This window comes from Ignavibacteriales bacterium, assembly GCA_026390815.1.
In the GTDB taxonomy this organism is placed as follows: Bacteria; Bacteroidota; Ignavibacteria; order Ignavibacteriales; family SURF-24; genus JAPLFH01.
Genome location: JAPLFH010000009.1, coordinates 76982 through 103557, shown reverse-complemented (window position 1 = coordinate 103557; position 26576 = coordinate 76982). Strand labels below are relative to the sequence as shown.

Genomic DNA, 26576 nt, shown 5'->3' with positions numbered 1-26576 from the left:
TTTGCAGTTACAAAAATCCTTAGAATAAATTTTATATGCTTCTCACTAAAAGCTACTGACCATTTAGCAACAAAATATTTTCTACTGGTTATTCTGCATTTACCAGGCATTTTTATCAATGGATTTATTTTTCAAATCAAAAATATTTAAGTAAAACCAAATTATTATTTTATACTAAGTTTTTTAATTTTGTTACGATTCTAATTTCCATTTGATGTGAATGGTGGAGTTAATATGAATTTGCTGACCAGATTTTTAACAATGTTTTTGATCTATATAACGGTAAACCAATTATCAGCTCAACCAAAATCAGGTAGTCAGTTATTCGGTACAAAAAAATATAGCGATTTTGAAAAGCCTGAATATTGTGGTAGTGCATGTCATAGAGATTTTTATCAGCAATGGAAGCAATCTTTAATGTCGCAATCATATACTCACCAATGGAATGAAATTGAATATTTTAAGCTTGCTGTTCCACACGCAGAAAAAGATACCTTTTTTGCTAAAGAAAAAGCCAACTGCATAGGGTGTCATTCTCCAATGACTTTTATGGTTGGTGATATTCCACCGGCAAGACCAGAAAAAAATTCACGCGCAAATGAATCTGTTTCTTGTTCCGTTTGTCATTCAATAACTGGTTTTTCTGGTGATACTCCATTCAATTTTAATTACACTATTGAAACAGGAAGAACTAAGTTTGGCTCCCGAACAGGTTTAACTTCTCCAGCTCACGAATCAAAAAAACTTGAACTTTTTAATTCAGGAGATTTTTGTGGGATCTGTCATAATGAAAAAGATAGTTACGGTATTTGGGTAAAGTCAACTCATCTTGAATGGAAAGCAAGTCCGTATTTTAAGAATGGGGTTCAATGCCAAACTTGCCATATGCCCAAAGCTGAAAGTAAAACTGCGATGATGGGAAATATTTATAGCGATGCCAACCAGCATCTTTTCCATGGTGCTCACGATCCTGGAAAAATAAAAGGTACAATTGAATTACGAATTAATCCCGATATTAGAGTAGCTGAACCAGGTGAAGAGGTTAAGATTAGTATTTTATTGTTTAATCAAAAAGCCGGACATAAATTTCCAACAGGTTCAGTTGAAGACCGGATTGTATGGATGCACGTAGATGCTGTTGATTCGAAAGGAAAAGTTTTTCATTTACCAGTTGATAAAAAAGGTTTTGATGGCGAAGAATACACTATTGGTTCTGATGTATTAGCTTATCAGGATTTGGGAATTCCACTTAGCGAACCAAATTTTAAAGGAATTCAACGTGATGGTGTTCCAATTGGGGATCGGATTTTCAGAATGCCTTATTTTAATCCCCAGGGGGGAATGACCATAATGCAATGGAACACAAAATCTCTTGGAGTTGATTATCGTATTGGACCACAAGAGACAAAAATGGAAACTTGTACTTTTGATCTTCCGGATGATATTGCTTCTGGCAACGTAACAGTTACTGCAACACTTTATTACCAAAGATTGATTAAATCAGTAGCAGATTTTCTTGGTGTTTCTCCGGATGAATCAGAAATAATAAAAGTTAACGAGAGTTCAACAACATTTACTGTGTTAGAATGATGGAGTATCTGATGAAAAAAAATATTGCAATTCTACTTAATATAGTTTTACTTTTTGTACTCATGTCCAAAGATTCATTTTCAATTCCTGCTTTTGCAAGAAAGTATAATATGACATGTAAAAACTGCCATTCCCCTTTCCCAAAATTAAAACCATTTGGTGAAGAGTTTGAAAACAATGGATTCGTTATAAGCGATAATGATGCGCCAAGATATTTTACAAATACGGGCGATGATGAATTATCCCTTTTAAGAGATGTACCTTTAGCTATTAGGATTGATGGAATTGCTACTTATAATCAAAACAACTCTAATAAATTAGATTTCGGCGCTCCATCAATTATAAAATTTATATCCGGTGGGGCTTTGGCAAATAACCTTTCCTACTACTTTTATTTTATAATTGAAAATGGAGAAGTAATTGGCTTAGAAGATGCTTACCTAACTTTCAATAATGTATTTGGGTTACCACTGAATATATCCATAGGACAATTCCAGGTTTCTGATCCGTTATTTAAAAGGGAATTGCGCTTGACTTTGGAAGATTATGCCGTATATAAATTTAAGGTCGGGTTATCAAATGTTAACCTTACTTATGATAGAGGTATTTTTATGACTTATAATTTACCGTCCAAAACAACATTTGCGCTGGAAATCCTAAATGGAAATGGTATTGATAGAGCTGAAGACGATGTTTTTGATAAAGATAAATACAAGAATTTTTTTGGAAGAGTTTCGCAAGAGATTACACAAAATTTTCGTGTAGGTGGATTCGGATATTATGGTAACGAAGAACAGTTCAATAATGTTAATAAATTAGCAATAGGTGGGATAGATGCAACAGTTTCCTATAATCAGTTCGAATTTAATTTTCAGTATTTGGAAAGGAGAGATAAAAACCCACTCTTTCTAAAGACCAGCAATAAATTAATTGCAACTCGTGGAGTATTCGGAGAATTGATTTTCAAACCCGATGGTGATGATAGCAAATGGTACGCAGTTGGATTGGTAAATTGGTTAGATAAGGATGATAGCTCTGTGCCTGGAATAAATTTAAAATCCGCTGCATTTAGTCTTGGTTATATGTTGAAAAGAAATGTACGGTTAGTTGGAGAATTTAATTATAACTTATACGATGAATATGGGAAATTCGGAATTGGATTTGTAGCTTCATTTTGATGTTTCATTTACCAAATGAATATACAATTAAGATTATTCCTTAGAATTGATAGAAATTTCAAAAATAATTCCGATAATATAAATTGAAACCAGTAAATTTCTAACATAATTTTGAAGCATTTTAGACCTAAAAAACATTCTTAATGAGTAAAATATGAACCGGCTTTTATTCCTCTTTCTTTTTATTTATCTATCCTCCATTGGCATAATTTTTTCTCAGGAAAACCGGACAAAACTCACTTCAATTTCAATACAAAGCAAAGAAGTTTCTTTAGAAGAATGGAATAACCTAATAATTAAACAAAAAGAAATAATTACTTTTTATTTTACTGTTGCTCAAAATAAAATTGCTTCGGATGAAATTCTTTTTCGGATTTTCCTTAATGGTAAATTAGTTAATCTGGAAGACCCACACGGAAAATCAATTTCATTTTCCAATCTTGAGGAAGGAAATTATATTTTAAAGATACAGGGATATGCAGAAGATGGTTGGGAATCCATCCCGGTTGTAACCCAGTTTACTGTTAATAATTCCCAATCTACTGCAAGCCAATCTATTGTTGAAAAAAAACTGGATAGCTATAAACAGATTTTAACTTATGCAGTAATTATTTTTGCTACAATAATATTTTTCTCAACCGTAATTCTCTCAATAAAAAAAATCTCCAAACGTAAAAGAATGCCCTCAAAGAAAGATGACGAAAGTAAATTCGATTTTTCTGAAAGGCAAAATAATAATACTAACAGACAGGATAGCCACCTAATTGAAAAAGTAAGAAATCTTGTAGAAGCTAACACCAGGTTAAAAACAGAATTTAAAAAATTAGATGATCATAAAGATTTCTTAAAAGAACAGATAAAAGAGTTAAAATCTTATGTTATTAATCTGGAAAATTCAAATGCTCAACTAATAGATCAAAAAGATAAACTTACAGAAAGCAAACGCCGGCTGGAAGAACTTCAGGAACAAAAAGAAAAGTTGTTTGCAATCGCTGTACACGATATAAAAAATCCCGCCTCTGCAATAAAAGGTTATGTAGAGCTTTTGGAAGGATATGATTTGAATGCAGTTGAACAGCAGGAAATTATGCAATACCTTGCAAGCACTTCTGTCCGCATTGTTCAATTAGCACAGCAAATGTCTGTTGTTATAGGAAAAAAGGAACCGGAACCAGAATTGATTTTAGTTAAGTCTTCGATTAAAACCGTTATTGATAATGTGTGCAATCAAAATACAGCATATGCAAAAAGAAAGAATATAAAACTTGTTAATAATGCTTCGCAACACTGTCCGGAACTATCTTTTGATATTGAAAAAATTTATGAAGTAATTGATAATCTTGTAAACAATGCAATCAAGTTTTCTAAACCAAATGCGGTTGTACAAGTGCGTTCTTATTTTAACGATAAAAAAGTATTTGTTGAAGTTGTGGACAATGGCATTGGTTTACCAGAGGATGATATACCCAAACTTTTTACAAAAGGTGCTAAGCTAAGTGCAAAACCAACACACGGAGAGGAAAGTTCAGGATTAGGATTATGGATTGTAAAAAATATAATTGAAGATCATGGCGGAAGTGTTTGGGCTAAAAGTAAATTAGGTATCGGATCTTCCTTTACTTTTGAATTGCCAATAAAAAAATAATTGAGGTGTAGATTTTCAGAATCACAATTTCTTTGTTATAGTTAGCATACCACATAATCGTCTGATTACTTTCTTTAATACTTACTTATTATTTGGAAAATTTTAGTTAAAAAAATATTTTGTCTGAACCATTCCAATCCAACTTTTTCCTTTAAACATAAAATGCATTTTCAACAAAATAACATTTCAATTCCAAAAATAAATTAGTTAGTTTTACACAAAGTTTTACTTAAAATGGATGTATAATGGAAGAAAACGTTCTAAAGTCCACACTTAAAAGAAATTCAATTAAAGAGATTTTCAAATCCTCCACAGATAAATTGCAGACAAAACTGAAAATGTCAAAACTTCCACCATTTTTAAAAAGGAAAAGCACTTTAATTACAATTGCAGTTATTCTAATAGTATTTGTATATGGAATACTAAACGTCTTTCGATCTTCCATTCCTAATATTCCCGTTTATAAAGTTAAAAAAGGAAATTTTTTAGTTTCGATAACTGAAAGCGGTGAGCTCCGTGCAAAGAATTCAGTTGCCGTTGTTGCCCCAAGAATTAGAGGGAACTTAAAAATCGTCTATTTAATTCCTGAAGGTAATTATGTTAAAGGTGGCGATACAGTCCTTAAATTTGATCCAACCGAAGCTTTCAGCAATCTTAAAGATTCGGAAGCTAAACTTGAAATAGCAGTTTCTGAAAAAGAAAAACAAGCAGCAGGTCATCGCTCCCAGGAAGCACAGATGGAATCCGATCTTAAAAGTGCTGAGCTAACTTATGAATTATCCAAGCTTTCTCTTGAACAGATGAAGTTTGAAGCAGAAGCTAAACAACAGCAGGCAAAACTACAGCATCAGAAAGACCAGTTAAGCTATGATAGAACAAAGAAAGATATAGAATCTAAAAAGATAATTTTGCAATCCGAAAAGAATAGAACGGAAATAGAAATAAAACAAAGACAGGCTGACCTGGATAAAGCGAAAACTGATTTGGCAATGCTTACTCTTACTGCACCAAGAGAAGGATTAGTTGTTTACGAAACTAATTGGAGCAATAATGGTCGAAAGTTTTCAATCGGAGATAATACCTGGGGTGGAAGCACTGTAATTACACTGCCGGATCTTTCATCGATTGAAAGCTTAACAAGTGTAAATGAAGTTGATGTAAGCCGAATAAGCAAAGGACAAAAAGTAGAAGTGCGGTTAGATGCATTTCAGGATTCTGTATTTGAGGGTGAGATTTCCAGTGTTGCTTCTTTAGGTAAGACAAAAGGAAATTCCACAGTTAAGGTTTTTGAAATTACAGTAAGCATCAAAAGCAAATCTTCAATTCTTAAACCTGGAATGACTACCAGTAATAAATTTATTATTAATCAAATTCCAAATGTGCTTTTCATTCCACAGGAAGCAGTATTTGAGAAGCAGGGTAAAAAAATTATTTATGTTAAAAAAGGTTCCAGCTTTGATGAAACTGTTGTTGAGGTTGGAGAGAAAAGTGAAAACTCTATCATCATTAAAAAAGGAATTGAAAATGGTGATGTAGTTGCGCTCAGAGATCCAACAATAACACTCGAGGAAGAAAAGGAATCCGGTAAAACTGTAAGTATGCCAAATACAGGTAAATGAAATGAAAAGAATTGAAGTATTAAAAATTGGATTGAACGAACTTAAATCTAATAAAATGCGAACTTCTTTAACTATGCTTGGAATAGTGTTTGGCGTAGCCGCTGTAATTGCAATGCTTTCTATTGGCGAGGGTGCAAAGCAGGAAACCATCGAACAAATAGAACTGATGGGAACTAACAATATTATCATTAACAAAGTAATTATTAAAGAAAAAACCAAGGAGTCAAAAACATCTTTCTCTCCGGGTCTTTCCACTAAAGACGCTGATGCAATCATCCAGGTTAATCCTTATGTACAAGTTGTTGTACCTCAGCGCGAAATAAAAAATAATGTAACTTATAAATCCAATATAATTGAATGCAAAATAATCGGAACAACTCCGGATTTTTTTAGCATTTTAAATTCAAAAATGGATTACGGTACTTTCTTTAAAAAATATGATCTCGACGGTTATTCTAATGTTTGCGTTATTGGTTCCGGAGTAAAAGATAAATTTTTCAAATTTGAAGAACCGATACAAAAGAAAATTAAAATCGGAACACTCTGGTTTAATGTAATTGGTGTTGTAGCTTCTAAAAATACAGCAGGAACGGAAGGTTTAGGCATTCGTAATTTCAATGAAGATATTTATGTTCCCTTTTCCACTATGGCGTATAAAATGGAAAAGCTTGAAGAACAACCGGACTTTGGTGGAGGAGTCTTTTTCTTCTATTCCAATTCAGATCAAGCGTTAGCCGTTGTGGATAAAACTTCAGTTGATCAATTAGTTATAAAAATTGATAATTCTGATAATCTTAAAGAAGCCGCTCATCTTATAACTAAAACTCTTGAACGAAAACATTTTGGAGTTAAAGATTATGAGGTTATTCTACCGGAACAACTTCTTGAACAAAAACAAAAAACTCAAAAAATATTTAATATTGTTATGGGTGCAATTGCCGGGATTTCTCTTTTAGTTGGTGGAATTGGAATTATGAACATAATGCTTGCAAATATTCTTGAAAGAACACGAGAGATTGGAGTTAGAAGAGCAATTGGTGCAACTAAGCGCGATTTGATTGATCAATTTATTTTTGAAGCTTTAACAATAAGTATAACCGGCGGAATATTAGGAATTGTATTAGGGTTCATACTTACTTCCGCTATTACTTCTTATGCGGAATGGAGAACTATAATAACACCATTCTCTGTTATTCTTGCCTTCTTTGTTTCTGCTGCAGTTGGATTAGGATTTGGAATTTATCCGGCTAAGAAAGCAGCGGATAAAGATCCAATCGAAGCTCTTAGATATGAATAAATTGATGGTTGATTTTGAACTTCATTCCAAAGTTTAATAAAAGGATTTTTCGATGAAAATAATATTCAGTTCCATTTTTATATTTTTTATTTTCATTTCAAATATTTTTGCTCAAAGAATTCTAACCCTGGAAGATGCGCTTTCGATTGCATTAAAAGAAAGCTACTCAATCAAATCTGCCGATTTTAATTTGATCAGTTCAGAAAAAACATTAGAAGCGGTAAAACTTGGATTGATGACATCAATCGATATGGAAGTTGATGCACCAAGTTATTCCAGAAGTTTATCGAGCCAGTTTAATACAGTAACAGGTTTGCAGCAATATTACCAGATCAACAACACAACTTTCGAAAGCCGACTTTTTATTAATCAGCCAATAGTTTTTACTAACGGACAATTTTCCGTAATCGGTTCGCTAATGCGCAGAGATCAATCTTTTTCTTCACAAAGTAACAGAGATTATTTTTCGAACCTAAGTTTACGTTTAAGACAACCATTGTTCACGTTCAATACTCTTAGCGCAAACTTAGAAAGAGCTGAATTGAATTTACAAAAGACGAAAAAGAATTATACAAAATCGCAGGCAGATATTGTTTACAACGTAACTGCAGCTTTTTATGATTTATATCAGAAAAAGAAAAATCTGGAAATAACTCAGGAGAAAGTAAACCAAGTCCAGGTTTCTTTCGAAACATCTATGAACAAATTTAAAGCTGGTTTGATAGCTGAAGTTGAGGCTCTTCAGCTTGAAGTTGATCTTGCTTCCAGTAAAGATGATTTGCTAAGTTCGCAACGCCGTTTTGATGAAGCAAAAAATAATTTTAAACTTCTGATTGGTTTGAGCCTTGATGAAAATATTGATGTTGTTGCTTCAATTGAATTTAAGTTAGTGGATGTAGATGAAAATACTGCTATTCAAGCCGCGCTTAAAAATCGTCCGGAACTTTTCAATTCGGAGACTGATATAAAGCTGAATGAATTATCTGTTGATGAAGTTGATGCAAGAAAAAGAATAAAAGCTGAACTAAATTTGAATTATGGAATTAATAAAAACGCAGACGATTATAAAAATATTTTCAAAGATTTTTTAGATAACCGTAACGTTATTTTTACAGTTTCAGTTCCTGTTTGGGATTGGGGTAAAAACACCCGCGAAGTAGAATCCGCAGAAGCGAATTTGAAATTATCCCAGGTAAGTTATGAAAACCAAAAACAATCTATTGTAAATGAAATTCTACAGGCAGTTAACCGGGTTCAATCCGCAAAATCGCGTGTTGATGTTCTTAGTAAAACTGTTGAAGTGGCTGAAAAAAGTTACAATATAAGTGTGGAAAGGTTCAGAGCCGGCAACATAACAAGTTTCGATTTACAACAAACACAGCAGCGTTTAACGGATGCAAAAATAAGCAGCCTTGGGGCTCTAATTGATTATAACCTGGCTCTTGCAGATTTATCAAGAAAGACTCTTGTTGATTTCAGTAAGTCCAAATAATAATTCGTTTCAATTCCAACTTGACTTAAAGAAATAGCTTTTATATTTTACATCAAAAATCGAAGGTGGTTATGGAAATAATTGCTATTATCGGTTTTGTTGTACTCATATTTATAGTCATAGAATTATTACGACGTCAAAATACAAAGCATTAAATTCTATTGATTCTTTACTTGTAATTTTGAACCTCGAATCAAATTAATCAATCTCAAAAGATGCTGAAACCACAGCGGTTATTTCTTTTTCTATGGAACTCAGATCATTTACTCCATAGTCAGAAATTACATTGGAAAATTTTGGAGTAATTTGAAGCACTCCCATTCTAGCGTTACGCAATGGTCCTAAACTTCTATCAGTTGATGCTGCAATTCTTTCACCACGTTTCATAGCATCTTTAGCAGCTTCAGCCTGAACTTCAATTTTCAGGTCAGATAATTTCGTATAATAATATTCAGGCATTTCAACCATAAAACTAACACCTTTGTTGATGATTGAACTTACATCCAAAGAAATTTCTTTTATCTTTTGAACTTCGGTGGAACTGATTTCGATTCTCTGACTATAAACATAACCAAGAACATTTTGGGTTTGAATACCATTACTGGCAACTTCGTAGATAGGATAGTTTGTAATTGTGAAAAAATTAATTTTATCTTTAGGAAATCCTTTGCTTGCAAGATACTCCAGCAAAATTGGTTTTCTGGAATTCAGTTCCTGAAAAGCAGCACCAGCCGAACCAGCCTGTGCAGAAATTGTACCGCGCAAAAATCCAAGATCGGAAACAATATCTTTTTTTGCAGAACCGGTAACAGTTATGGTTTGATTTAATTTTGCGTTATACCGCCAGGTTGTTGATACAATTATTGAGCAGATAATTAATCCAAAAGCTAAAACTGAAAACGGAATTAAGTACTGGTTGTTTTTCATAAATCCCTCTATCATTTAAATTTTTAAAAATTTATTTTCAAAATAGAATTGTCCATTATTTATTACTGCAATAGATTTTCCTGTTAACAATCTTTTATCGAACGGAGAATTTTTTGATTTCGATTTAAATGAGCTTACATCAACCTGCCATACAACATCAAGATCCAGAATAGTCAGGTTTGCTTTTTCACCTTCGGCAATTTTTGGAATTGGCAAATTCAAAATTTTTCTTGGATTGATTGCCATCTTATCAATTAGTTGTTCTAATGTTAAAACTTTTTTATGCACTAATTCGCTTAAGGATAATCCCAAGGAAGTTTCAAGACCAATAATTCCATTAGGTGCATCTTGAAATTCCATTTCTTTTTCTTCAATTGAATGAGGTGCATGATCACTGGCAATACAATCTATAGTCCCATCTTTCAATCCTTCAAGAATTGCTTCAACATCTTCTTTGGTTCGCAGCGGCGGATTCATTTTCGTATTTGTATCAAATGTTTTAACTGCTTCCTCTGTTAAAGTAAAATGATGAGGGGTTACTTCACAAGAAACTTTAAGTCCCTTCTTCTTTGCCTGTCTTACAATTTCAATTGAGTTTTTTGTGCTGATATGCGCAATATGAATTTTTCCACCAGTGTATTCGGCAACCTGAATATCCCTAAGTACAATCAATTCTTCTGCTATGGAAGGAATTGCCGGTAATCCAAGAAATGTTGAAGTTATACCTTCATTCATCGCACCACCAGCAAGCGAAGGATCTTCGCAATGCTCAATTATTGGAAGGTTAAACATATTGGCATATTCAAAAGCATAGCGCAAAATTTTTGCATTTGAAATCGGAGCGCCATCATCAGAAAATGCTACAACTCCTGCCTCGTTAAGTTCTGCCATTGGGGAAAGAGCCTCTCCCCTTCTTCCAAGTGTTGCTGCGGCAACTGGAAAAACAGCAACCAAATGATTAGAAGATTTTTCTTTTATATATTTAACAACTTCGGCTGAATCAATTGCTGGGTTTGTATTTGGCATACATGCAATACCTGTAAATCCACCTGTTGCGGCGCCATTGCAACCTGTTTCAACAGTTTCTTCATCTTCTCTTCCAGGTTCGCGTAAGTGAACGTGCATATCAAATAAACCGGGCACACAATACTTATCGTTTAACTCATAAACTTTTGTACCTTTTAAATCTTCAGACTTCAGTTCACCAATCTTTTTTATTATTCCATCTTCAATTAGCAAGTCAGTTCTTTTATTTAAATTTTGATCGGGATTAAGAAGGTTAACATTCTTTAAAACAATTTTCATTTTGTTCCTCTTTTAATTTCAGTAATGCTTTTCAATCAAATCAAAAAAACTATTTTTCATCAGTTCATTGTTCCTAACAGATAAAGTACTGCCATCCTAATAGCAACTCCATTAGTAACTTGATTAAGAATTATCTGGTACGGACCATCAGCAACTTCTGAAGATAACTCAACTCCCCTGTTAATCGGTCCAGGATGAAGAATGATTATATCTTTATTATACTTATCGAGTTTTTCTTTTGTAATTCCAAAATAATTATGATACTCTCGCAAAGATGGAAAAGATGAGCCAGCTTGTCTTTCAAGTTGAATTCTTAGAACATTTAGAATATCATGCTGCTCAATAGCTTCTTCTATATTTTTTATTATTTTAACTCCAAGATTTTCAATATTTCTGGGAATCAAAGTAGCGGGACCGCATACAGAAACTTCAGCACCCATTGTTTTAAGTCCAAAAATATTTGAAAGAGCAACACGGCTGTGAGCAATATCTCCAACAATACAAACCTTAAGCCCCTCCAACCTACCAAGCTTTTCTCTGATGGAATACAAATCGAGTAAAGCCTGAGTTGGATGTTCGTGTGCTCCATCGCCAGCATTAATAATATTAGCTTTGGAAATACGCGTTAGGAATTGTGGAACACCAGCTGATGCATGACGCACGATTATCATATCAACTTTCATTGCTTCGATATTTCTAACAGTATCCTTAAATGTTTCACCTTTCTTTGTACTGCTGGAAGAAGTTGTAAAGTTGATAGTATCAGCCGATAATCTTTTTTGTGCAAGCTCAAATGATATTCTGGTTCTAGTTGAGTTTTCAAAAAATAAATTTACAATTGTTTTACCCTGTAAGGTGGGCACCTTCTTTATCGGTCTCTCTAAAACTTCACGAAACGTTACCGCAGTATCCAAGAAAAGTTGAATGTCTTCCTTAGGTACGCCTTGCAATCCTAATAAATGCTTACTTGATAATGGCATATTTTTAACTCTCTTAATTTTTTTATCAATACTTCAGTATTTAGATTTTATTAAATATTCCTTTTTGAAAATTCCAAAAATCAAATAATAAATCACAAAAAAATTTCAAATTGCATTTCCATACAATACTTTATTAAGATTCCGTTATGATGATTTGAAGTTATTTGTTTTTGGGTATTTATAATTTGGAATTTTGTACATCAGCTTTTCGCCTTATCATCAGAAATATCTACCAAATAAACCGCGTCTTCTCCATCAATTTCTTTCATCTTAACGCGAACCTCTTCGTTAATTGAAGTTGGAATATTCTTTCCGATGAAATCAGCTTTAATTGGCAGCTCCCGATGTCCTCTATCCACCAGCACACATAATTGAATTGTACTCGAACGACCAAGATCCATCAAAGCATCCAATGCTGCGCGGACAGTTCTTCCTGTATAAAGCACATCATCAATCAGAATTACATCTTTTTCATTAACATCGAAAGTAATGTTAGTAACTGAAACCTGTGGTTGCTTTAAGCGCATTCTAAAATCATCACGGTAAAGAGTAACATCCAAAACTCCATTTGCAGGAATGGAGTTATCGATTTCGGCAATCTTTGCCAAAATTCTTTTAGAAATAAATTCACCACGGGTTCGCATTCCAATTATCACAAGATTTTTCGATCCTTTATTCCGTTCAAGGATTTCGTGTGCCAAACGCGTAACTGTACGGTTCATCCCCTCTTCATCAATTATTGTTGCTTTTATGTTCATATACAAAAAATCCTCCTTGACTCAACGTCGTGGAGGCTCTCCTAATTTAATTATCGAATTTATTTTTTTCATCTTTCTTTATCTCTCTGGATAAAATTAAAAGAACTTTTTTTCTGCAATAAAGCTAATTGATTTCCATTTAAAAGTAAAGGCACATTATTGTTTTTCAATCATTTTTTTGAACGACTGCATTTTCTATCATTTGCTCCATCAGCAATTTGAATTTATTATTCTTTATTAATCCATAGTAATAATCATTTCCAATGAACTCCAATCTGGAATAAGAAGAAGGATCTGTTTCGCTACCATCAGAATTTTGTAAAAATAAATTGTTTCCATCTTTCAAAGCAAAATTCAACAAGATGAAATTGTTTAAATACTTCTCTCCTGCTGGCAGATTAAAAATGGCAATCGGAATGGATATTCTTGTGTGAAAACTGCTATCCAAATCTGAATCGAATTTAATTTTGTCTTTATAAGAAATATTGTAAGTCTTTCCAATATTTGATTCCAATCTAAATAAATTGGCTTGTTTTAAATTAAAAGTGAAGGTTAAATTAAAAATATTTTCATCTATTGTACTTCTGAATTTTGGAATTTTCTTTATTAAACCAGCAGAAACTTTTTCCAATATTTTTTCTTTGGACCGATCAAAATAAAATTCCACAAAATTATTTTTATTCGGGTCTAATTTTTCAAGTGTAGATTTGTAAAGACGAAAATCAAGAATCAATCTATCTTTATCTTTTGCAAAAAATACTTCACCATATTTATTACCATTCGAAGAATCTTTCCATTTCCACGAGTCATCAATAATTATTTTTCTTTTAAATCCTTTATAAATGTTTCTTTCCAAATCATAAACCGGCATTATGTAGAAACTTGTTTTTTTAAATTGTTCAATGGAGTTCAGATCAAAATAACCAACGAATGAATTAAGATTAGAGTAGTTTGAATAATTTTCTTCGCCAATCTGGAATTTTTTATTAAGCTTTTTTACTTCAGTAATATATTTATCAACTAAACTAAATTCATTTTTGTAAAAAGAATATCCTGTTATCTTCCAGCTTTTTTCTTCAAGTTTCTGCGTAACATAACAAATATTTTTAGCTATGCTAAAAGCAATTTCAATTGGAAGCTCAAAATATTCTAGCGCGTCAGAAAAAATTGGGATGTAGTGTGAAAGTGAATCGCAGTATAAACTGATATAAATTACTTTGTTTCTGCTGTTCTTTATTTTATATGCAAGTGCAAAGTCATTTTTGCCATCACCGGAAAAGTCGCCAATGTCTGCACCTGTTAATATAATATCGTCAGGCAGGTTATCTTTAACTTCAAGCAAAGGTTTTTTGTCAAGAACGGTTTTATTCGTTTCTACAAACTCATCAAATGAAATTGTTTGAGATAGACTAATACCAGATATAATAATCAGAATAAATAATAATTTTTTCATGATTCAAAAGGGGGGAAACTATTGATCACTTTAAAACTTTTACCCTCTTTTAATTAGTTCAGAATTTTGAACTCAATCCTTCTGTTCAAACTTCTACCATATTCTGTTTTGTTATCGGATACTGGTTTCTTGCTACCGAAACCAACAGTTGATAATCTGTTTGATTCAACTCCTTTGGATATAAGATATTCTTTTATTGTATCTGCTCTTGCAATCGAAAGATTTAGATTTTTTGAATCGGAACCAATATTATCTGTATGACCTTGAATCTCAACTTTTAATGCGGGATTTTGCATTAGTATTTGAACTGCATCGTTAAGCGTTGGATATGATTCTGGGTTTAATCTTGTACTATTAAACTCAAAATTAACACCAACTAAAATCAAATTTTCTCTTCCTGAGGCAACAATACTTCCTCGATACTTTTTAACAATCTCATCAATCTTAGCATAATCGACAGTATCACTCGGCTTTGATTGATATTTTTTAACAATGCCTTCAATTTTATCATAATTGATATTTGAGCCCTGCGTGGAAATACCGGTGTACAAATCGCACAATCTTGAACGCTCTCCTTTTGCAAAATAATAAACTAAACCAATATCAAAACTCATGTAAGTATCGCTTGAACCGCCTAAAATACCTGCACCAGGATTCGGACCTGCGATTCCATCTAAATTAGAATTTGTTGGTGTGTGGTAATCCAATTCACTTTTCAATTTCCAGTCTTTTCCAAGAGTCCATTCAACTCCAAATCCAAAGTTTAGTTGATATTCCAAAAAATATTTTTTATTACTTCCTTCCGGAAATTTTTGATTAAATGTATAGTAAATGCTGCCAACGCCAATAGAGATGAACGGCGAAACGGATTCGCAAGGAACGAAGTAATAAAGTAAATCGAGATTACCCGAAAGTAGATTAGTACCTTGTTTAAAACTTCCAATTTTCCCTTCCATATGAATATAGTTACCCAGTAATCTTAAGCCAACATGTTCAGTAAAATTTCTTTGTAAAGAAAGAAAACCACCATAACCACCTTCAGAAGGAGTTAGGTTTGAACTAATAAACCTCGGATAACTAAATCCAAAACCAAAAGACCAGCTATTACGCGAGAGAGAAAAATTTTCAGATTCAGAATTAGATTCCTTTCCTGAAGCAAGATTTTTAGCACTCAAATATTTTTCTTTTGCTTCAATAGCCTTTTCGCGCCCTTTTTCATATTCATTATTTTCGAATGCAAGTCCCGCATCTGCAAGAGTTTCTTCAGCTTCAGTCCACAAACTTGCAGCATAAGTTTCAGCACCTTCAGTTTGGGCTTCCTTTCTTATCTGAATTACATCCGGATATTTCGAAGTAAATGTTTTAGAGTTTGAAGTGGCATTATTAAAAAGGACACCTGCATTGATAATAAAGCCATCAGTAATGTTCTTTTCATCTCCTTCAGCAAGGTTTTCAACTGCATTGTTAAATTTTAAAAGACCTTCAGTATATTCAGTGGGTGATAATAAATTAGCAAGTGAACTAACAGCATCCTGAAAAGGCTGCCATCTATAAATAAGACTATCAGCGTAATTAGAATAGTTTTTTACTTTGTCATATGATAAAACAATTTTTTGAATTGAAGAAGTTATATTCTCAACATCTCCATCAGAATAATCTGAAACCACATTTTTAAACTCATTTTCGGCAATAGAAAATAAAACGGGAGTGTATTTTTCGCCTCGTGCAGAAATAGCATCTTTTCGGGCATTAACAATAAGATTGAAAACTTTCACTCTATCGACAAGACTTGTATTAATAACGGTTATAATTTGAGAGGTTTCATTCAATTCGTTTTGAACTTCTTCAATAGCGTTTCCATCTTTGAAGTATGTCTTAGCTTTGGTATAATGTTCAAGCGCATCTTCATAATCTTTTGCACAAAGAATATTTGCACTTTGATTTTCGGCTTCCTTTATTGAAGATTCCACTCCATCAAAAAGTTTTTCTTGCGCTTCACTTACAACAAAACCAAATGCGACAAATAAAACTAATAAGATCTTCATATTGCTCCCAAATTTTATTTCTGCCCTTTTATATCTTGTTCAGTTTTTTCGAATTTCTGAATAGCCAATGTACTATCAGAATACGCACTGATAGAAGTTTCAACAATTTTTAAACTATCTGGGCGAGGTTCATAAATCGAAATCAGAAAATCATATTTGGCACTGTCTAGCTGGGTTTTTAATCCACCTATTTCCACCATATAATTATTACTACCGCTACTGCCAAAAATATTAAAATTAGAAGTAGAATCATAGCGGGTATAATCCGTAGAATCGGGATGCCGGTAATATATCATAGCATAAATTGTTCGCTGTTCATCCTTATCAACATCAACCTTAAAATTCAATTTCCTATTCTGAGTAAACCCATCATTGTCCAAATCAAGCAAGTCAGTCCACCAAACATTAGAAATAATATATAAGTAGGAATCAAGATCACTTTGTTCAAATTTAACATTGTTAAGTTCAGGCATAGCTTCATCTGCATAGGCAACAAGAATGTTACTACCAGACTCAAAAAGCTCGATTCTAAAATCATACTCTCCAAATTTCAATTCCTTATTTGCAGACCCAATTAAACATGAAACTGTATCTTTAATATCCTGCCCAAATATTGTAAAATCGTTAAATTCATTGTAAAGTTGATAGACAGTATCAGAAGCTAACTTATAATATAATTTAGCAAATACACTTTTTTGCAATTCGGCATCAAGATCAACATTAATATTAAGCTGTGCATTTTGCCAGTAACTGTTTCCATTCCTGTCATATTCGTTAGACCACCAAGTATGAATAGAGTAGTTTTTATCATTGGCTGATTCTTCAAATGGTTGATTTGTTAAAATAGTGCTATCACTAGATCCGGATCCTGTTTCTAAACGGGTACCGCTCGTTTCGTAAACTTCAATTTTAAAGTCATAAATTCCTCTTGGTAATTCTTTATTGGTATTTCCAATTGGCACAAATAATATATTATCTACATCACTCCCCTTAATACTTTGTTCACCTGAAAATGCATAGAATGTAAAACTGGAAGCTTCGCGCGGTTTGTAATAAATCCGAGCATTTACAGTTCGCACAACACCTTCCTTAAGGTGTAAATTAAAATTCAATCGCTTTGATTGAACGTATCTATCAAGATTTGTATCAATAGAATCGGACCACCAAACTCTTGTGATTGAATAAGTATAATTTATCTCTTCAACAGTATTACAAGCAAAGGAAATAGCAATCAAAAATGCTGGTAGTAAGAAAATTAATTTTTTATACAAAACTGTCACTCCATTTTTAATTTCATCATCATTTGCGTCGCGATCATTTTTAGATAATGGAAGTTCATTTTTAACTTCGTTACATCGAAATGATCATCTAATAACTTATTTTACTCCTGTTCATATGCAGGAAATCTATTTTCAACAGGAACTTGTTCCAGAGGAATTTCTGTTGCTTTCATTGTTTGAATGAAATTTTCATTACCTGTATTTTCTTTTGTAAAATCTATACAAACATCAAAACCTAATTTTCCTATTCCAATTGAGAAGCAAACTGTAAATGTTCCATCAGTAGCAATTACTACGCTTCCTTTTACAGAAATTGAAGCACAAAGTTTTCCCAAACAGGCTTCACCCCTAAAGTGAAATTCCCCGGTAAATGAAAATACTTTATCAACAAGTGCAAGTGAAACTGACATTCCAAGATCATATCCAATAGATAGCTTACCGGCTTTTGCATGGAAACTATTTTTTGCATAACCCATAAGTTTAAAACTACCGGTTCTATCTGCATAGCCTTCAACACCAATATTAGTAAACCCGCAAACAACTGCTTGCCCTAAAAAATACATGTGAGAAGTTGTTAATTCTAACTGGGTTTTACCCATTTCTAAATGAATATCTCCGGGAAGATTTAAACTTGATTCCATCTTAAATCCTAATTCCCATTCAGATAATTTATTGCCAATAGTTCCATAAAATGTTTCTTTCTGTTCATAAGGTAAAATGTAATCAAGAAAATCCCAATCCTGACCGATGATTTCATATAAAAAATCACTTACTTTTGAAGGAGGTGTTTCCCGTATTCCAGCAAACTTAAGTTGTGTATCACCGGATTCTTTAACACTAAGAGTTAATGTAGCTTGACCAAGAACTACTTCAACATTAAGGAAATCGAGAATCTCATTGTCTAAAGTACATTTACCATTCATACCAAGGTTAAAATTATTTTCTTTACCCTGGAAAAATTTTCGTATTCCTTGCGGATCTCCGGAATTAAATCCTACGCATGCTTCTCCAGTAAATGCAACCTGGTATTTTTTTATTGGAATTGTTCCGGTAAGGAACAGGTTGCCATTAAAACCTGTAATACCGCCGATAGTAACTGCCGGAACAAAAGGAAGGTATCCCTGAACCGATACACCAAATCCAATATCTTTAAGTTCGCCTAATTTTGTTCCGCTAAAATCGCATGTAAAAAAAACAAATGGATCAGTAGGATCAATTGCAATCTTTTTTAAATTAAAAAAAGATGATGATTCAAGTTCTGCCTGCAATGGGTTGTTTGCATCCTCATAATAGAAATAGTATCGGTCTTCATTTACAGGCCACTGGAAAGCTCCTGTTTCAAACTCACTCCCTTTTTTAAATCCGAAGTCTGCGGCTGACATTCCAAGCATTTTGAAATCTTTTAATAGTCCTTCATGCGGAATATCAGTTAATGCAAATCCATTAAGACCTGAAAAAAAATCGTCAGAAGTTCCTTTTGCTAATCTTGTAGTGTCTTTAAATAGAGAAAAATCACCCGTAGATAGAGGCATATCACCATATTTGGTATTGGCAATAAACAAACTTCCTTTTATTCTTATCCCATTTTCTGTTTCAATAATATTTTCAGGATTGGTCTTTAAGGTTAAGGCACTTTTTCCACTACCTAAAGTTATTACACGTGCATCAGGATTTAATTGTTGTTGTTCAAAAGGATCCTTTGGTTCAACAAAATTTTCCTTTACACATCCTCCCCATAAAGATATGAGGATAATAAAAGCAACCTCACTCGCTTTTTTTAAACGAGGTGATATTTTCATTTCGGAGCTCTTTTTATTTTATTAAAAAACAAATCTATATCCCAGCGTTAAGTTCACCTGATTAGAACCGGGGTATAATTTATATTGATTTGTGAATTCACCTGGTAAAGGTTCTTTCCCAAATACTGCCATTTTTGAACCAAGAAAAATATACTGACCATCAATAAAGAAACCGAAGATGTTAATAATTAAACCGCCTCCAACCAAATAACCTATACCTTTGTCTTTATCAAGTGGAAAATAGGGAAATGATGTGCCGTATTTTTTGTTTTGAAAACTTGCCAACCAGTAACCTCCCCCGGCAAGTATATATAAATTCAGATGATCTTTAATGGTGCGAAGGAAAGTGTAAGTGATATGCGAATATATAAGTTGCGTTTTTAAAATATATTTAGAAATATTGGATTCAGCATAGTTATATCCGAATCTAAGACTAAAATTTCCATTGGTTTGGGAAAAATCTATAAAACCTCCTAATGGATCTTTCATATTACTAAAGTTTTTTTCATAAGGAACATTTCCTATTCCATATGAAGCTCCAACTCCAACAGTAAAGCTTCCTAAATCAGAAGTAATGTCTTCCGATAAAACATAACCGGTAACTGGAAAAATAATTTTTGACCAAACCTGATTATTAAAATTGCTTTCTTCAACAATTACCAATTTTTCTCGTTTCTCAATAATTCCAATATTTGTAGATTGAAAATCCGGTTTTTCTTTTATATAACAATAATTTCGTCGGCAGAATTTTATAAGTATATGCCACTGAGATTTTTCATTTTCATAATCTTCATATCCGAGGTGATTTAAATAGGCGGTTTTTTCTTTTGGAGTAAACAGAAATTTTTCTTGAATAAAACCACTAATAGGATAAACAACTTGCCGCCATCCAAAGAGATTTGAATTATCTTCGTTAATTATTATTATACACTTGTCCAGATATTTTAATTTTCCAACAACGGTAGAATCCAGAAACGGTGCAATATAAATGTTTGCTGTTGAATCAGAGACGTAATATACTTCCGCCGTCCATTTTGGAGATGAGAGGCAAAATGAATTGTTAGTAATGCAGAATAATAAAACAATAATGATTATAAATAGTAAATTATCTCGTTTCATCAAAACCCTAGTTCGATTAACAAATAATTAACTGAGAAAAACTTTACGCAAGATATAAATTTAGACTTAAATATCCAAGATTAAATTCTAGAAATATCCGCGTTAAGATTTCTCATTGATAAATAAACTTAATATATTTCGATCAGTTTTTATTTTTCTTAAACAATTTTTTAAGAATATGTTCTTTATTTTCGGGGCGTGGCTCAGTCCGGTTAGAGCGTCCCGATCAGAAATCAGGAAAGTCGGTGGTTCGATAGTTTTTAACTTTTATCGATTGAAAATATATTCTTTATTTTCGGGGCGTGGCTCAGTCCGGTTAGAGCGCCTGGTTCGGGACCAGGAGGTCGGTGGTTCGAATCCACTCGCCCCGACAATGAGTTTTACGGTTTACATACTTCACAGCTCATCAGTTGATAAATATTATATTGGACAAACAAATAACCTGGAGAGAAGAATCAATGATCATAATTCAGGTTATTCCAATTTCACTAAAACTGGAAAACCCTGGACAGTAGTTTATTCTAAAGAATTCACCACAAGGTCAGAAGCTATGAAGTTTGAAAGGAAACTTAAGAGTTCAAAAAGTAAATTGTTCATTGAAAAAATAATTAAATCCGGTTAGAGCATCCCGATCAGAAATCGGGAAAGTCGGTGGTTCTCCCGACTAAGTCGGGACACTCGCCCCGACAATGAGTTTTACAGTTTATATACTGTAAAGAAGTATAATGATTAATTTTTAGTTTAGTTAAATTACTTCAACCAGACTTTATAATTTAGAAATTTAAATTAGGATAAAAAGCTATGGCACAAAGTTCATTCGACATTGTTTCTGAAATTGACTTTCAAGAAGTTGATAATGCGCTTAACCAGGCAATCAAAGAAATCCATCAGCGTTACGACTTGAAAGATTCCAATACTACTCTCGAGTTAAACAAAAAGGACAAGCTAATTAACATCAATACAAAGGATGATTATTCCCGAAAAGCTTCAATTGATATTCTTCAAACAAAATTTATTAAACGCGGACTCTCTTTAAAGTCTATGAAATTCAGTGAACCCGAACCAGCAGCAAACGGCCGACTGAAACAAAAAATAGATCTTCAAAGTGGAATTTCTAAAGACAATGCTAAAATAATAGTAAAGATGATTAAAGATGCTAAACTAAAAGTTAATTCCCAGATAATGGATGAAATTATTCGTGTTACCGGCGCTAAAAAAGACGATCTGCAAGAAGTTATAAAAATGGTTAAAGAGGCTGACTTAACTTTTCCAACTCAATTTACAAACTACAAATGATTTCAGAATTCTGATTTCGGAGTACAGGTTTTTCATTCCACAATCAGCAATCTCAAATCAGCAATTAAAGATATGCTTTCTTAAGTTGTTCCTGATCTAACGAACTCACCACGTAAAATTCATCTTCGTGAATCTTCTCAACATCACCATAGTATTTATTTTCCGAGCTGTCTTTTTGAGTTATCGACTTCACACCTATTGATGAAAGAACTTCAAGCTTCTCGACAATAAGATTGTGTCCATTCTCGGCATCAACTTTTCCTTCAACCAAATATGGTCCCATCGAAAGAGTTGCTTCGGCATATCGGAAATATGTTTTCGGAAAGATCACTGCTTCAAACGTTCCGGTCAAATCTTCAAGCGAAAGGAATTTCATTATTTCGCCGTTCTTCGTTTTGATGCGCTTCGAAGTCATATACCAGCCAATCATTTTAATTTTTCTGCCATTGTACTTCATCATATCCGCCGCTTTAATAATGGCGGGCTGTTCTATCCACTCACTAAAAAATTCCAGCGGATGTTTGCTTATCATATAATCAAATGTTTCATATTCAATTGCGCAGATTTCTTCGATGCTGTAATTAATATCGGTTACCACTTCCTCCTCCAACTTGAAAGTTTCCTTCAGGAATAAATCATTGTAACCATCATTAAGAATTTTTCTGTGGTGAAGATAAACATCCAGCAGGCGCATAAGTGTGGGGCGTGTAAGTTTAAAACAATCCATTGCACCACAGCGGATAAGAAGCGCTGTTTCTTCATAAGCTATTCTTGCTCTAACCAGGAAATCCGCCAACGAAACATACCTGCCGTTCTCTTCCCTTTCAACAATAATTTTCTCGCCGGAAGTGCGGGAAAAATTTTTAATCGCCATTAAACCGATGCGGACAGTTTTTCCTTCGCCGGTGTACTCATAATTGCTGTGGTTTACACAAGGCAGTTTTACTTCAAGTCCAAGCCGTTTGCACTCCTGAATGTAAACTGCAGGCGAATAAAATCCACCCTGGTTGCTTAGAACGCACGACATAAACTCGGCGGGATAATGCACCTTAAGAAACGCAACCTGATAAGACAGCAATGCAAACGATGCGCTGTGCGCCTTACAGAACGAATATCCTGCAAACGATTCTATCTGCCGCCAGAGCTCTTTTGCCACTTCATCTTTAAGTCCTTTCTGTTTACTGCAAAAGAAAAATCTATCGGTTAATCTTTTCATAGCTTCGTGCGAGCGCATCTTGCCGCTCATCGCACGGCGGAGCAGATCAGCTTCTTCCAACGTAAGCCCTGCAATATGATGAGCAACTTTGATTACATCTTCCTGATAGATCATCACGCCGTAAGTTTCGCCAAGATATAGTTCCATCTCCGGCACCAAATATTTTCTGCGTTTGGGATCTTTGTGGCGGGCAATAAACTCCTGCATCATTCCACTTTCTGCAACTCCCGGACGAATGACCGAACTTGCGGCAGTAAGCATTTCAAAATTACTGACCTCAAGGCGTTTAAGAAGCGAGCGCATTCCGGGCGATTCAATATAAAAACATCCGATCGTGTTCCCTTCGCGAATAAGCTTGGCGGTATCTTCATCGTTGAAGAGCATTTCGTAATCATAAATATCAAACTTAACCTTATCCGTCCTGCGGGGCAGAGGTGGATGAAAGCTGGAGATGTTCTTTACCTTCTGTCTATCCTGCGGTAAATGGTATTTTTCCATCTCAATCAGAGCGGGATCGGTATTTAGTTTGATTATTTTCATTTTGAATATTAGTGAACATTTGCCCACTAATATTATAATTTTAGGAGATGAAAGTCAAGGGAAGTTTATGGTAGCATTGTCAAATAATTGTGTGAATCGGAGAGCGGGAGAATCGGTGATGGGGAGATTGGGAAACTCTAGGACAAATGAAATTTCATGGATCTCCAAGTTACCGCTTCTCCGTTTCGTCCATTCCCCGATTCAGAGAATTACTTTTTGTCGTCAGTTAAATACTCCACTTCCATATGATAATCCCATTTATCAAAGTAAAGATTGCCACCACGCCACTCAACTTAATGAGTTTAAACAATTTTCTTCCCTGTTCTAATGATTTCCGTAACAAAAGGATTATCAGTTGAAAAGTCTTTGGTCTTGAATGGATGTATTTCAATATCGAGAGATGTTTTAATAATGAACTTGTTAAGTCTTTTTCTATCAGAAAAACGATCGCCATCAAAATCATCAGATATAATTGCTAAATCAATATCGCTATAATCTTCAGGATTCCCGTTGGCATATGAACCAAAGAGGTAAACACCTTTGATTTCCAATTCTTCAGAAATGAATTCTATCAACTTTTTTATTATCTGATTTATATTTTCTTGCGAATACATTTGTAAAACTCTTTAATTTTTTGCAAATAGTTCTCCGTAAATTCTCTCGTGCATTTTTTATAAAATTCAAACTTATAATCGGGATAACGAGTTTCAATATTAAATTCGTTAACTTCCAGTAAAAAGATTTTCTCCTCGTCTGTTAAATTGAGCTTAGCATCAACTGCAATTTTTGCCAGATTATGTGTTTTGGGTGGAATTAGTGTATTGTTATTTTTTACCCAGTAAGCTTTCAATAATTTTTCTAATGCAAGATGAGCAATAAATAGAGTCCAGTCATATTTACCAGATTCAAAAATAGTGGATGAAGATTTTAAATCGTTCTCAGAGGTTTCTATCCAATATTTAATGATTTCCTGCTTTTCCATTTAAGCTTATTTTTTATTGGTAATATAACTATTTCTTAATAAAGAACTGGTCCGGATTATTTTTACAAATTTTCTAAATACTCCACTTCCATATGATAATCCCATTTATCAAAGTAAAGATTGCCACCACGCCATTCAACTTCTCCGCGCTGGAAATCTACAGTTTCGCTGCGAGGATAAATTTTAGCCGGGAATAATGGTTGAGAATATTCATCATTAACAATTAAGCGATACGAATCCATTCCACCCAAATAAAAATATTTTACTTTTGGATCATCAGAATTCTGCAATCCAAAAGATTGATCAACTGGAATCCAACCATAACCTTCAAAGTAAGCTTCGCACCAATCGTGCAGGTTTACTTCTGGTGGATGCATCATCCAACCGCTCTGCCAATGTGTTGGAATTCCATTGTAACGAGCTAACGTCATGAATAACAAAGTTTTAATTCCGCAATCGCCATGACAATTTGCTAAACAATAATCAGAAATGTTCTCGATAGTAGAATATTCTCTTGCACTTGCCCATGGTTTGGTGTCGTTAATCCATTCGAAAATTTTTCTTGCTTTAAGAAATGGATTAGATTCGTCTCCAACTATTTTTTTTGATAGGTTCTTTATTTCATCTGTAAAAACAATATGTGGTGGACGTTCTTCTGTAAAATTATTATAGAGTTCAGAATTGATATCGTAAGATTTTAATTTTAGAGGATCAATATTTAACCATTCAGAGGAGCAGGTATATTCCAATTCCATTAGAAAAGTTGTTGGTTGATCTTTTTCTACTTTCTTCTCTAAATAAACAGTTCTTTGAAGATTTTTATTATCGGCAACTATATAATTATCTTCATTAATGGAAATCAATTTTATTTCTGTTTGTCTTTTACTCCCTTCACGCGGAAAAGGTAACCAACATCTGATAATTTCACCATCGGGAACAGTGTTTGGAAGAACGGTAAGAGAATATTTGATTCGCATTTTAATAGGTACAACAATTTGTTTATTAAGTTTGGTTGACTGATCAATAATTTCCGGAATATGTTTTAGTAAAAATTCATCCAATTTGTCAACCGTTTTACCATTTACTTTTTCTTTCTGCAGCTTAGCTTCCTTATTGATTAAAAAAAGATTTGAAGCCGCCCGAGCAAAATATTTTTTCTGTCCATCAATTATTTTGCATTCAAGTGATTTATCTTTTTCCCATTTCTCCAGCATAGTTTCATTTACTTCTGGATAGTATTTTTTAATGTATGGAATAACATCATCTTTAGTTTTATTAAAATCCAAACGGACTCTGTTCATCTTATCCTTCTCAAATTCTAAATCATACTTTTCAAGGGAATTAAGCGAAGCAGTGTTTGCAATAACTGAATCAATCATTTTAGTTGCGTTTGTAAAATTGCCCGCAAATATTTCTTTATTAATACTTTCAAATTTGGTTTGAGCTGACAAACATCCTGACAATAAATAAACAATGATTAACAGATATTTTTTCATTTTATTCCTCAATATTATTTATCAAGATTGGAGATAATTAAATCAGCAAAGTCCCTAAATGCGCCTTCACCACCTTTCCTGGAAGAAACATAATCAACTTCTGACAGCACTTCTTTAACTGCATCAGAAGGTGCCGCTGATATTGAAACAACTTTTAGCGCCTCCAGATCATTTACATCATCACCGATATATGCAATATTCTCGTATTTCAAATTTCTTAATTGACAAATTTCGTCTAAAACCTTTTTCTTATCCAATACATTTTTATAAAGCAGATCTATCTTTAATTTTTGTCCTCTCACTATACCAATCTCAGAAGCATCTCCACTTACAATAGCAATTTCAATTCCTTTTTCTTTAAGAAGGTTTACTGCCATTCCATCTTTCACCTGGAATCTTTTCATTACTAAGCCGTCTGTTGTGTAGTATAAACCGCCATCGGTCCACACGCCGTCTATATCTGTAATTATCAGTTTTATCTTTTTAATTTTTTCTTTTAAGGATATGATATTATCGATCAATGAAAATTCTCCAAATGTTGTTGCTAAACTACAAAAAG

General features: G+C 33.4%; 22 protein-coding genes and 1 tRNA gene. 9 read left to right on the top strand and 14 right to left on the bottom strand.

The window, feature by feature from the left end; translation table 11 throughout:
• The first annotated feature begins 234 nt into the window (after positions 1-234).
• From NTX22_03920 to NTX22_03895, 6 genes are all read left to right on the top strand, one after another.
• Complete coding sequence (locus NTX22_03920; GenBank protein MCX6149655.1) at positions 235-1590, top strand: multiheme c-type cytochrome; 1356 nt, start codon at positions 235-237, stop codon at positions 1588-1590.
• Between the two features lie 11 nt (positions 1591-1601).
• Entirely contained in the window at positions 1602-2768 is a 1167-nt protein-coding gene (locus tag NTX22_03915) for a hypothetical protein (protein MCX6149654.1), read from the top strand.
• 154 nt (positions 2769-2922) lie between these two features.
• The gene (locus NTX22_03910) at positions 2923-4413 is read left to right on the top strand and encodes a HAMP domain-containing sensor histidine kinase (protein ID MCX6149653.1); all 1491 of its coding nucleotides are present in this window, start codon (positions 2923-2925) and stop codon (positions 4411-4413) included.
• 245 nt (positions 4414-4658) lie between these two features.
• Positions 4659-6032, top strand: a complete 1374-nt coding sequence (locus tag NTX22_03905; protein ID MCX6149652.1) for an efflux RND transporter periplasmic adaptor subunit — start codon at positions 4659-4661, stop codon at positions 6030-6032.
• Between the two features lies 1 nt (position 6033).
• Positions 6034-7329 carry an ABC transporter permease gene (locus tag NTX22_03900; protein MCX6149651.1) on the top strand — a complete coding sequence of 432 codons (1296 nt, stop codon included), beginning with the start codon at positions 6034-6036 and terminating at the stop codon, positions 7327-7329.
• Positions 7330-7381: 52 nt separating this feature from the next.
• Positions 7382-8821 (top strand): TolC family protein, encoded by a 1440-nt coding sequence (locus NTX22_03895; protein ID MCX6149650.1) that lies wholly within the window; start codon positions 7382-7384, stop codon positions 8819-8821.
• Between the two features lie 198 nt (positions 8822-9019).
• Here the strand turns inward: NTX22_03895 and NTX22_03890 are convergent, their stop codons facing one another.
• The 9 genes from NTX22_03890 to NTX22_03850 all read right to left on the bottom strand — a co-directional run bounded on the left by NTX22_03890 (position 9020) and on the right by NTX22_03850 (position 20487).
• On the bottom strand, positions 9020-9748 hold the full coding sequence (locus NTX22_03890) for an SIMPL domain-containing protein (protein MCX6149649.1): 729 nt from the start codon (positions 9746-9748) through the stop codon (positions 9020-9022).
• Positions 9749-9763: 15 nt separating this feature from the next.
• On the bottom strand, positions 9764-11053 hold the full coding sequence (locus tag NTX22_03885; GenBank protein MCX6149648.1) for a dihydroorotase: 1290 nt from the start codon (positions 11051-11053) through the stop codon (positions 9764-9766).
• 59 nt (positions 11054-11112) lie between these two features.
• A complete protein-coding gene (locus tag NTX22_03880; GenBank protein MCX6149647.1) occupies positions 11113-12033 on the bottom strand; it encodes an aspartate carbamoyltransferase catalytic subunit in 921 nt (306 codons plus the stop codon).
• Between the two features lie 200 nt (positions 12034-12233).
• Positions 12234-12791 (bottom strand): bifunctional pyr operon transcriptional regulator/uracil phosphoribosyltransferase PyrR, encoded by a 558-nt coding sequence (gene pyrR, locus NTX22_03875; protein ID MCX6149646.1) that lies wholly within the window; start codon positions 12789-12791, stop codon positions 12234-12236.
• Between the two features lie 166 nt (positions 12792-12957).
• Entirely contained in the window at positions 12958-14244 is a 1287-nt protein-coding gene (locus NTX22_03870; GenBank protein ID MCX6149645.1) for a hypothetical protein, read from the bottom strand.
• Positions 14245-14297: 53 nt separating this feature from the next.
• Positions 14298-16289 carry an OmpA family protein gene (locus tag NTX22_03865; GenBank protein ID MCX6149644.1) on the bottom strand — a complete coding sequence of 664 codons (1992 nt, stop codon included), beginning with the start codon at positions 16287-16289 and terminating at the stop codon, positions 14298-14300.
• Positions 16290-16303: 14 nt separating this feature from the next.
• Positions 16304-17560, bottom strand: a complete 1257-nt coding sequence (locus NTX22_03860) for a choice-of-anchor H family protein (protein ID MCX6149643.1) — start codon at positions 17558-17560, stop codon at positions 16304-16306.
• A 110-nt stretch (positions 17561-17670) separates the two neighbouring features.
• Positions 17671-19368, bottom strand: a complete 1698-nt coding sequence (locus tag NTX22_03855; protein ID MCX6149642.1) for a hypothetical protein — start codon at positions 19366-19368, stop codon at positions 17671-17673.
• Positions 19369-19389: 21 nt separating this feature from the next.
• Positions 19390-20487, bottom strand: a complete 1098-nt coding sequence (locus NTX22_03850) for a hypothetical protein (protein ID MCX6149641.1) — start codon at positions 20485-20487, stop codon at positions 19390-19392.
• A 296-nt stretch (positions 20488-20783) separates the two neighbouring features.
• On the opposite strand from NTX22_03850, the gene NTX22_03845 reads away from it, so the two are divergent.
• The 3 genes from NTX22_03845 to NTX22_03835 all read left to right on the top strand — a co-directional run bounded on the left by NTX22_03845 (position 20784) and on the right by NTX22_03835 (position 21783).
• Positions 20784-20858: transfer RNA gene (locus NTX22_03845), tRNA-Pro, on the top strand.
• Between the two features lie 2 nt (positions 20859-20860).
• Positions 20861-21109: a GIY-YIG nuclease family protein gene (locus tag NTX22_03840; protein MCX6149640.1), complete on the top strand. Its 249-nt coding sequence runs from the start codon at positions 20861-20863 to the stop codon at positions 21107-21109.
• A gap of 179 nt (positions 21110-21288) precedes the next feature.
• On the top strand, positions 21289-21783 hold the full coding sequence (locus NTX22_03835) for a YajQ family cyclic di-GMP-binding protein (protein MCX6149639.1): 495 nt from the start codon (positions 21289-21291) through the stop codon (positions 21781-21783).
• A 64-nt stretch (positions 21784-21847) separates the two neighbouring features.
• Here the strand turns inward: NTX22_03835 and NTX22_03830 are convergent, their stop codons facing one another.
• From NTX22_03830 to NTX22_03810, 5 genes are all read right to left on the bottom strand, one after another.
• On the bottom strand, positions 21848-23539 hold the full coding sequence (locus NTX22_03830) for a hypothetical protein (GenBank protein ID MCX6149638.1): 1692 nt from the start codon (positions 23537-23539) through the stop codon (positions 21848-21850).
• A 302-nt stretch (positions 23540-23841) separates the two neighbouring features.
• Positions 23842-24153 carry a nucleotidyltransferase domain-containing protein gene (locus NTX22_03825; protein MCX6149637.1) on the bottom strand — a complete coding sequence of 104 codons (312 nt, stop codon included), beginning with the start codon at positions 24151-24153 and terminating at the stop codon, positions 23842-23844.
• Positions 24132-24521, bottom strand: a complete 390-nt coding sequence (locus tag NTX22_03820; protein ID MCX6149636.1) for a HEPN domain-containing protein — start codon at positions 24519-24521, stop codon at positions 24132-24134. Before NTX22_03820 ends, NTX22_03825 begins: the two co-directional genes overlap by 22 nt.
• 62 nt (positions 24522-24583) lie before the next feature.
• Positions 24584-26017, bottom strand: coding sequence for a transglutaminase domain-containing protein (locus tag NTX22_03815; GenBank protein MCX6149635.1), 1434 nt, complete (start codon positions 26015-26017; stop codon positions 24584-24586).
• Between the two features lie 14 nt (positions 26018-26031).
• Positions 26032-26538, bottom strand: coding sequence for an HAD hydrolase family protein (locus NTX22_03810; protein ID MCX6149634.1), 507 nt, complete (start codon positions 26536-26538; stop codon positions 26032-26034).
• Between the last annotated feature and the right edge of the window lie 38 nt (positions 26539-26576).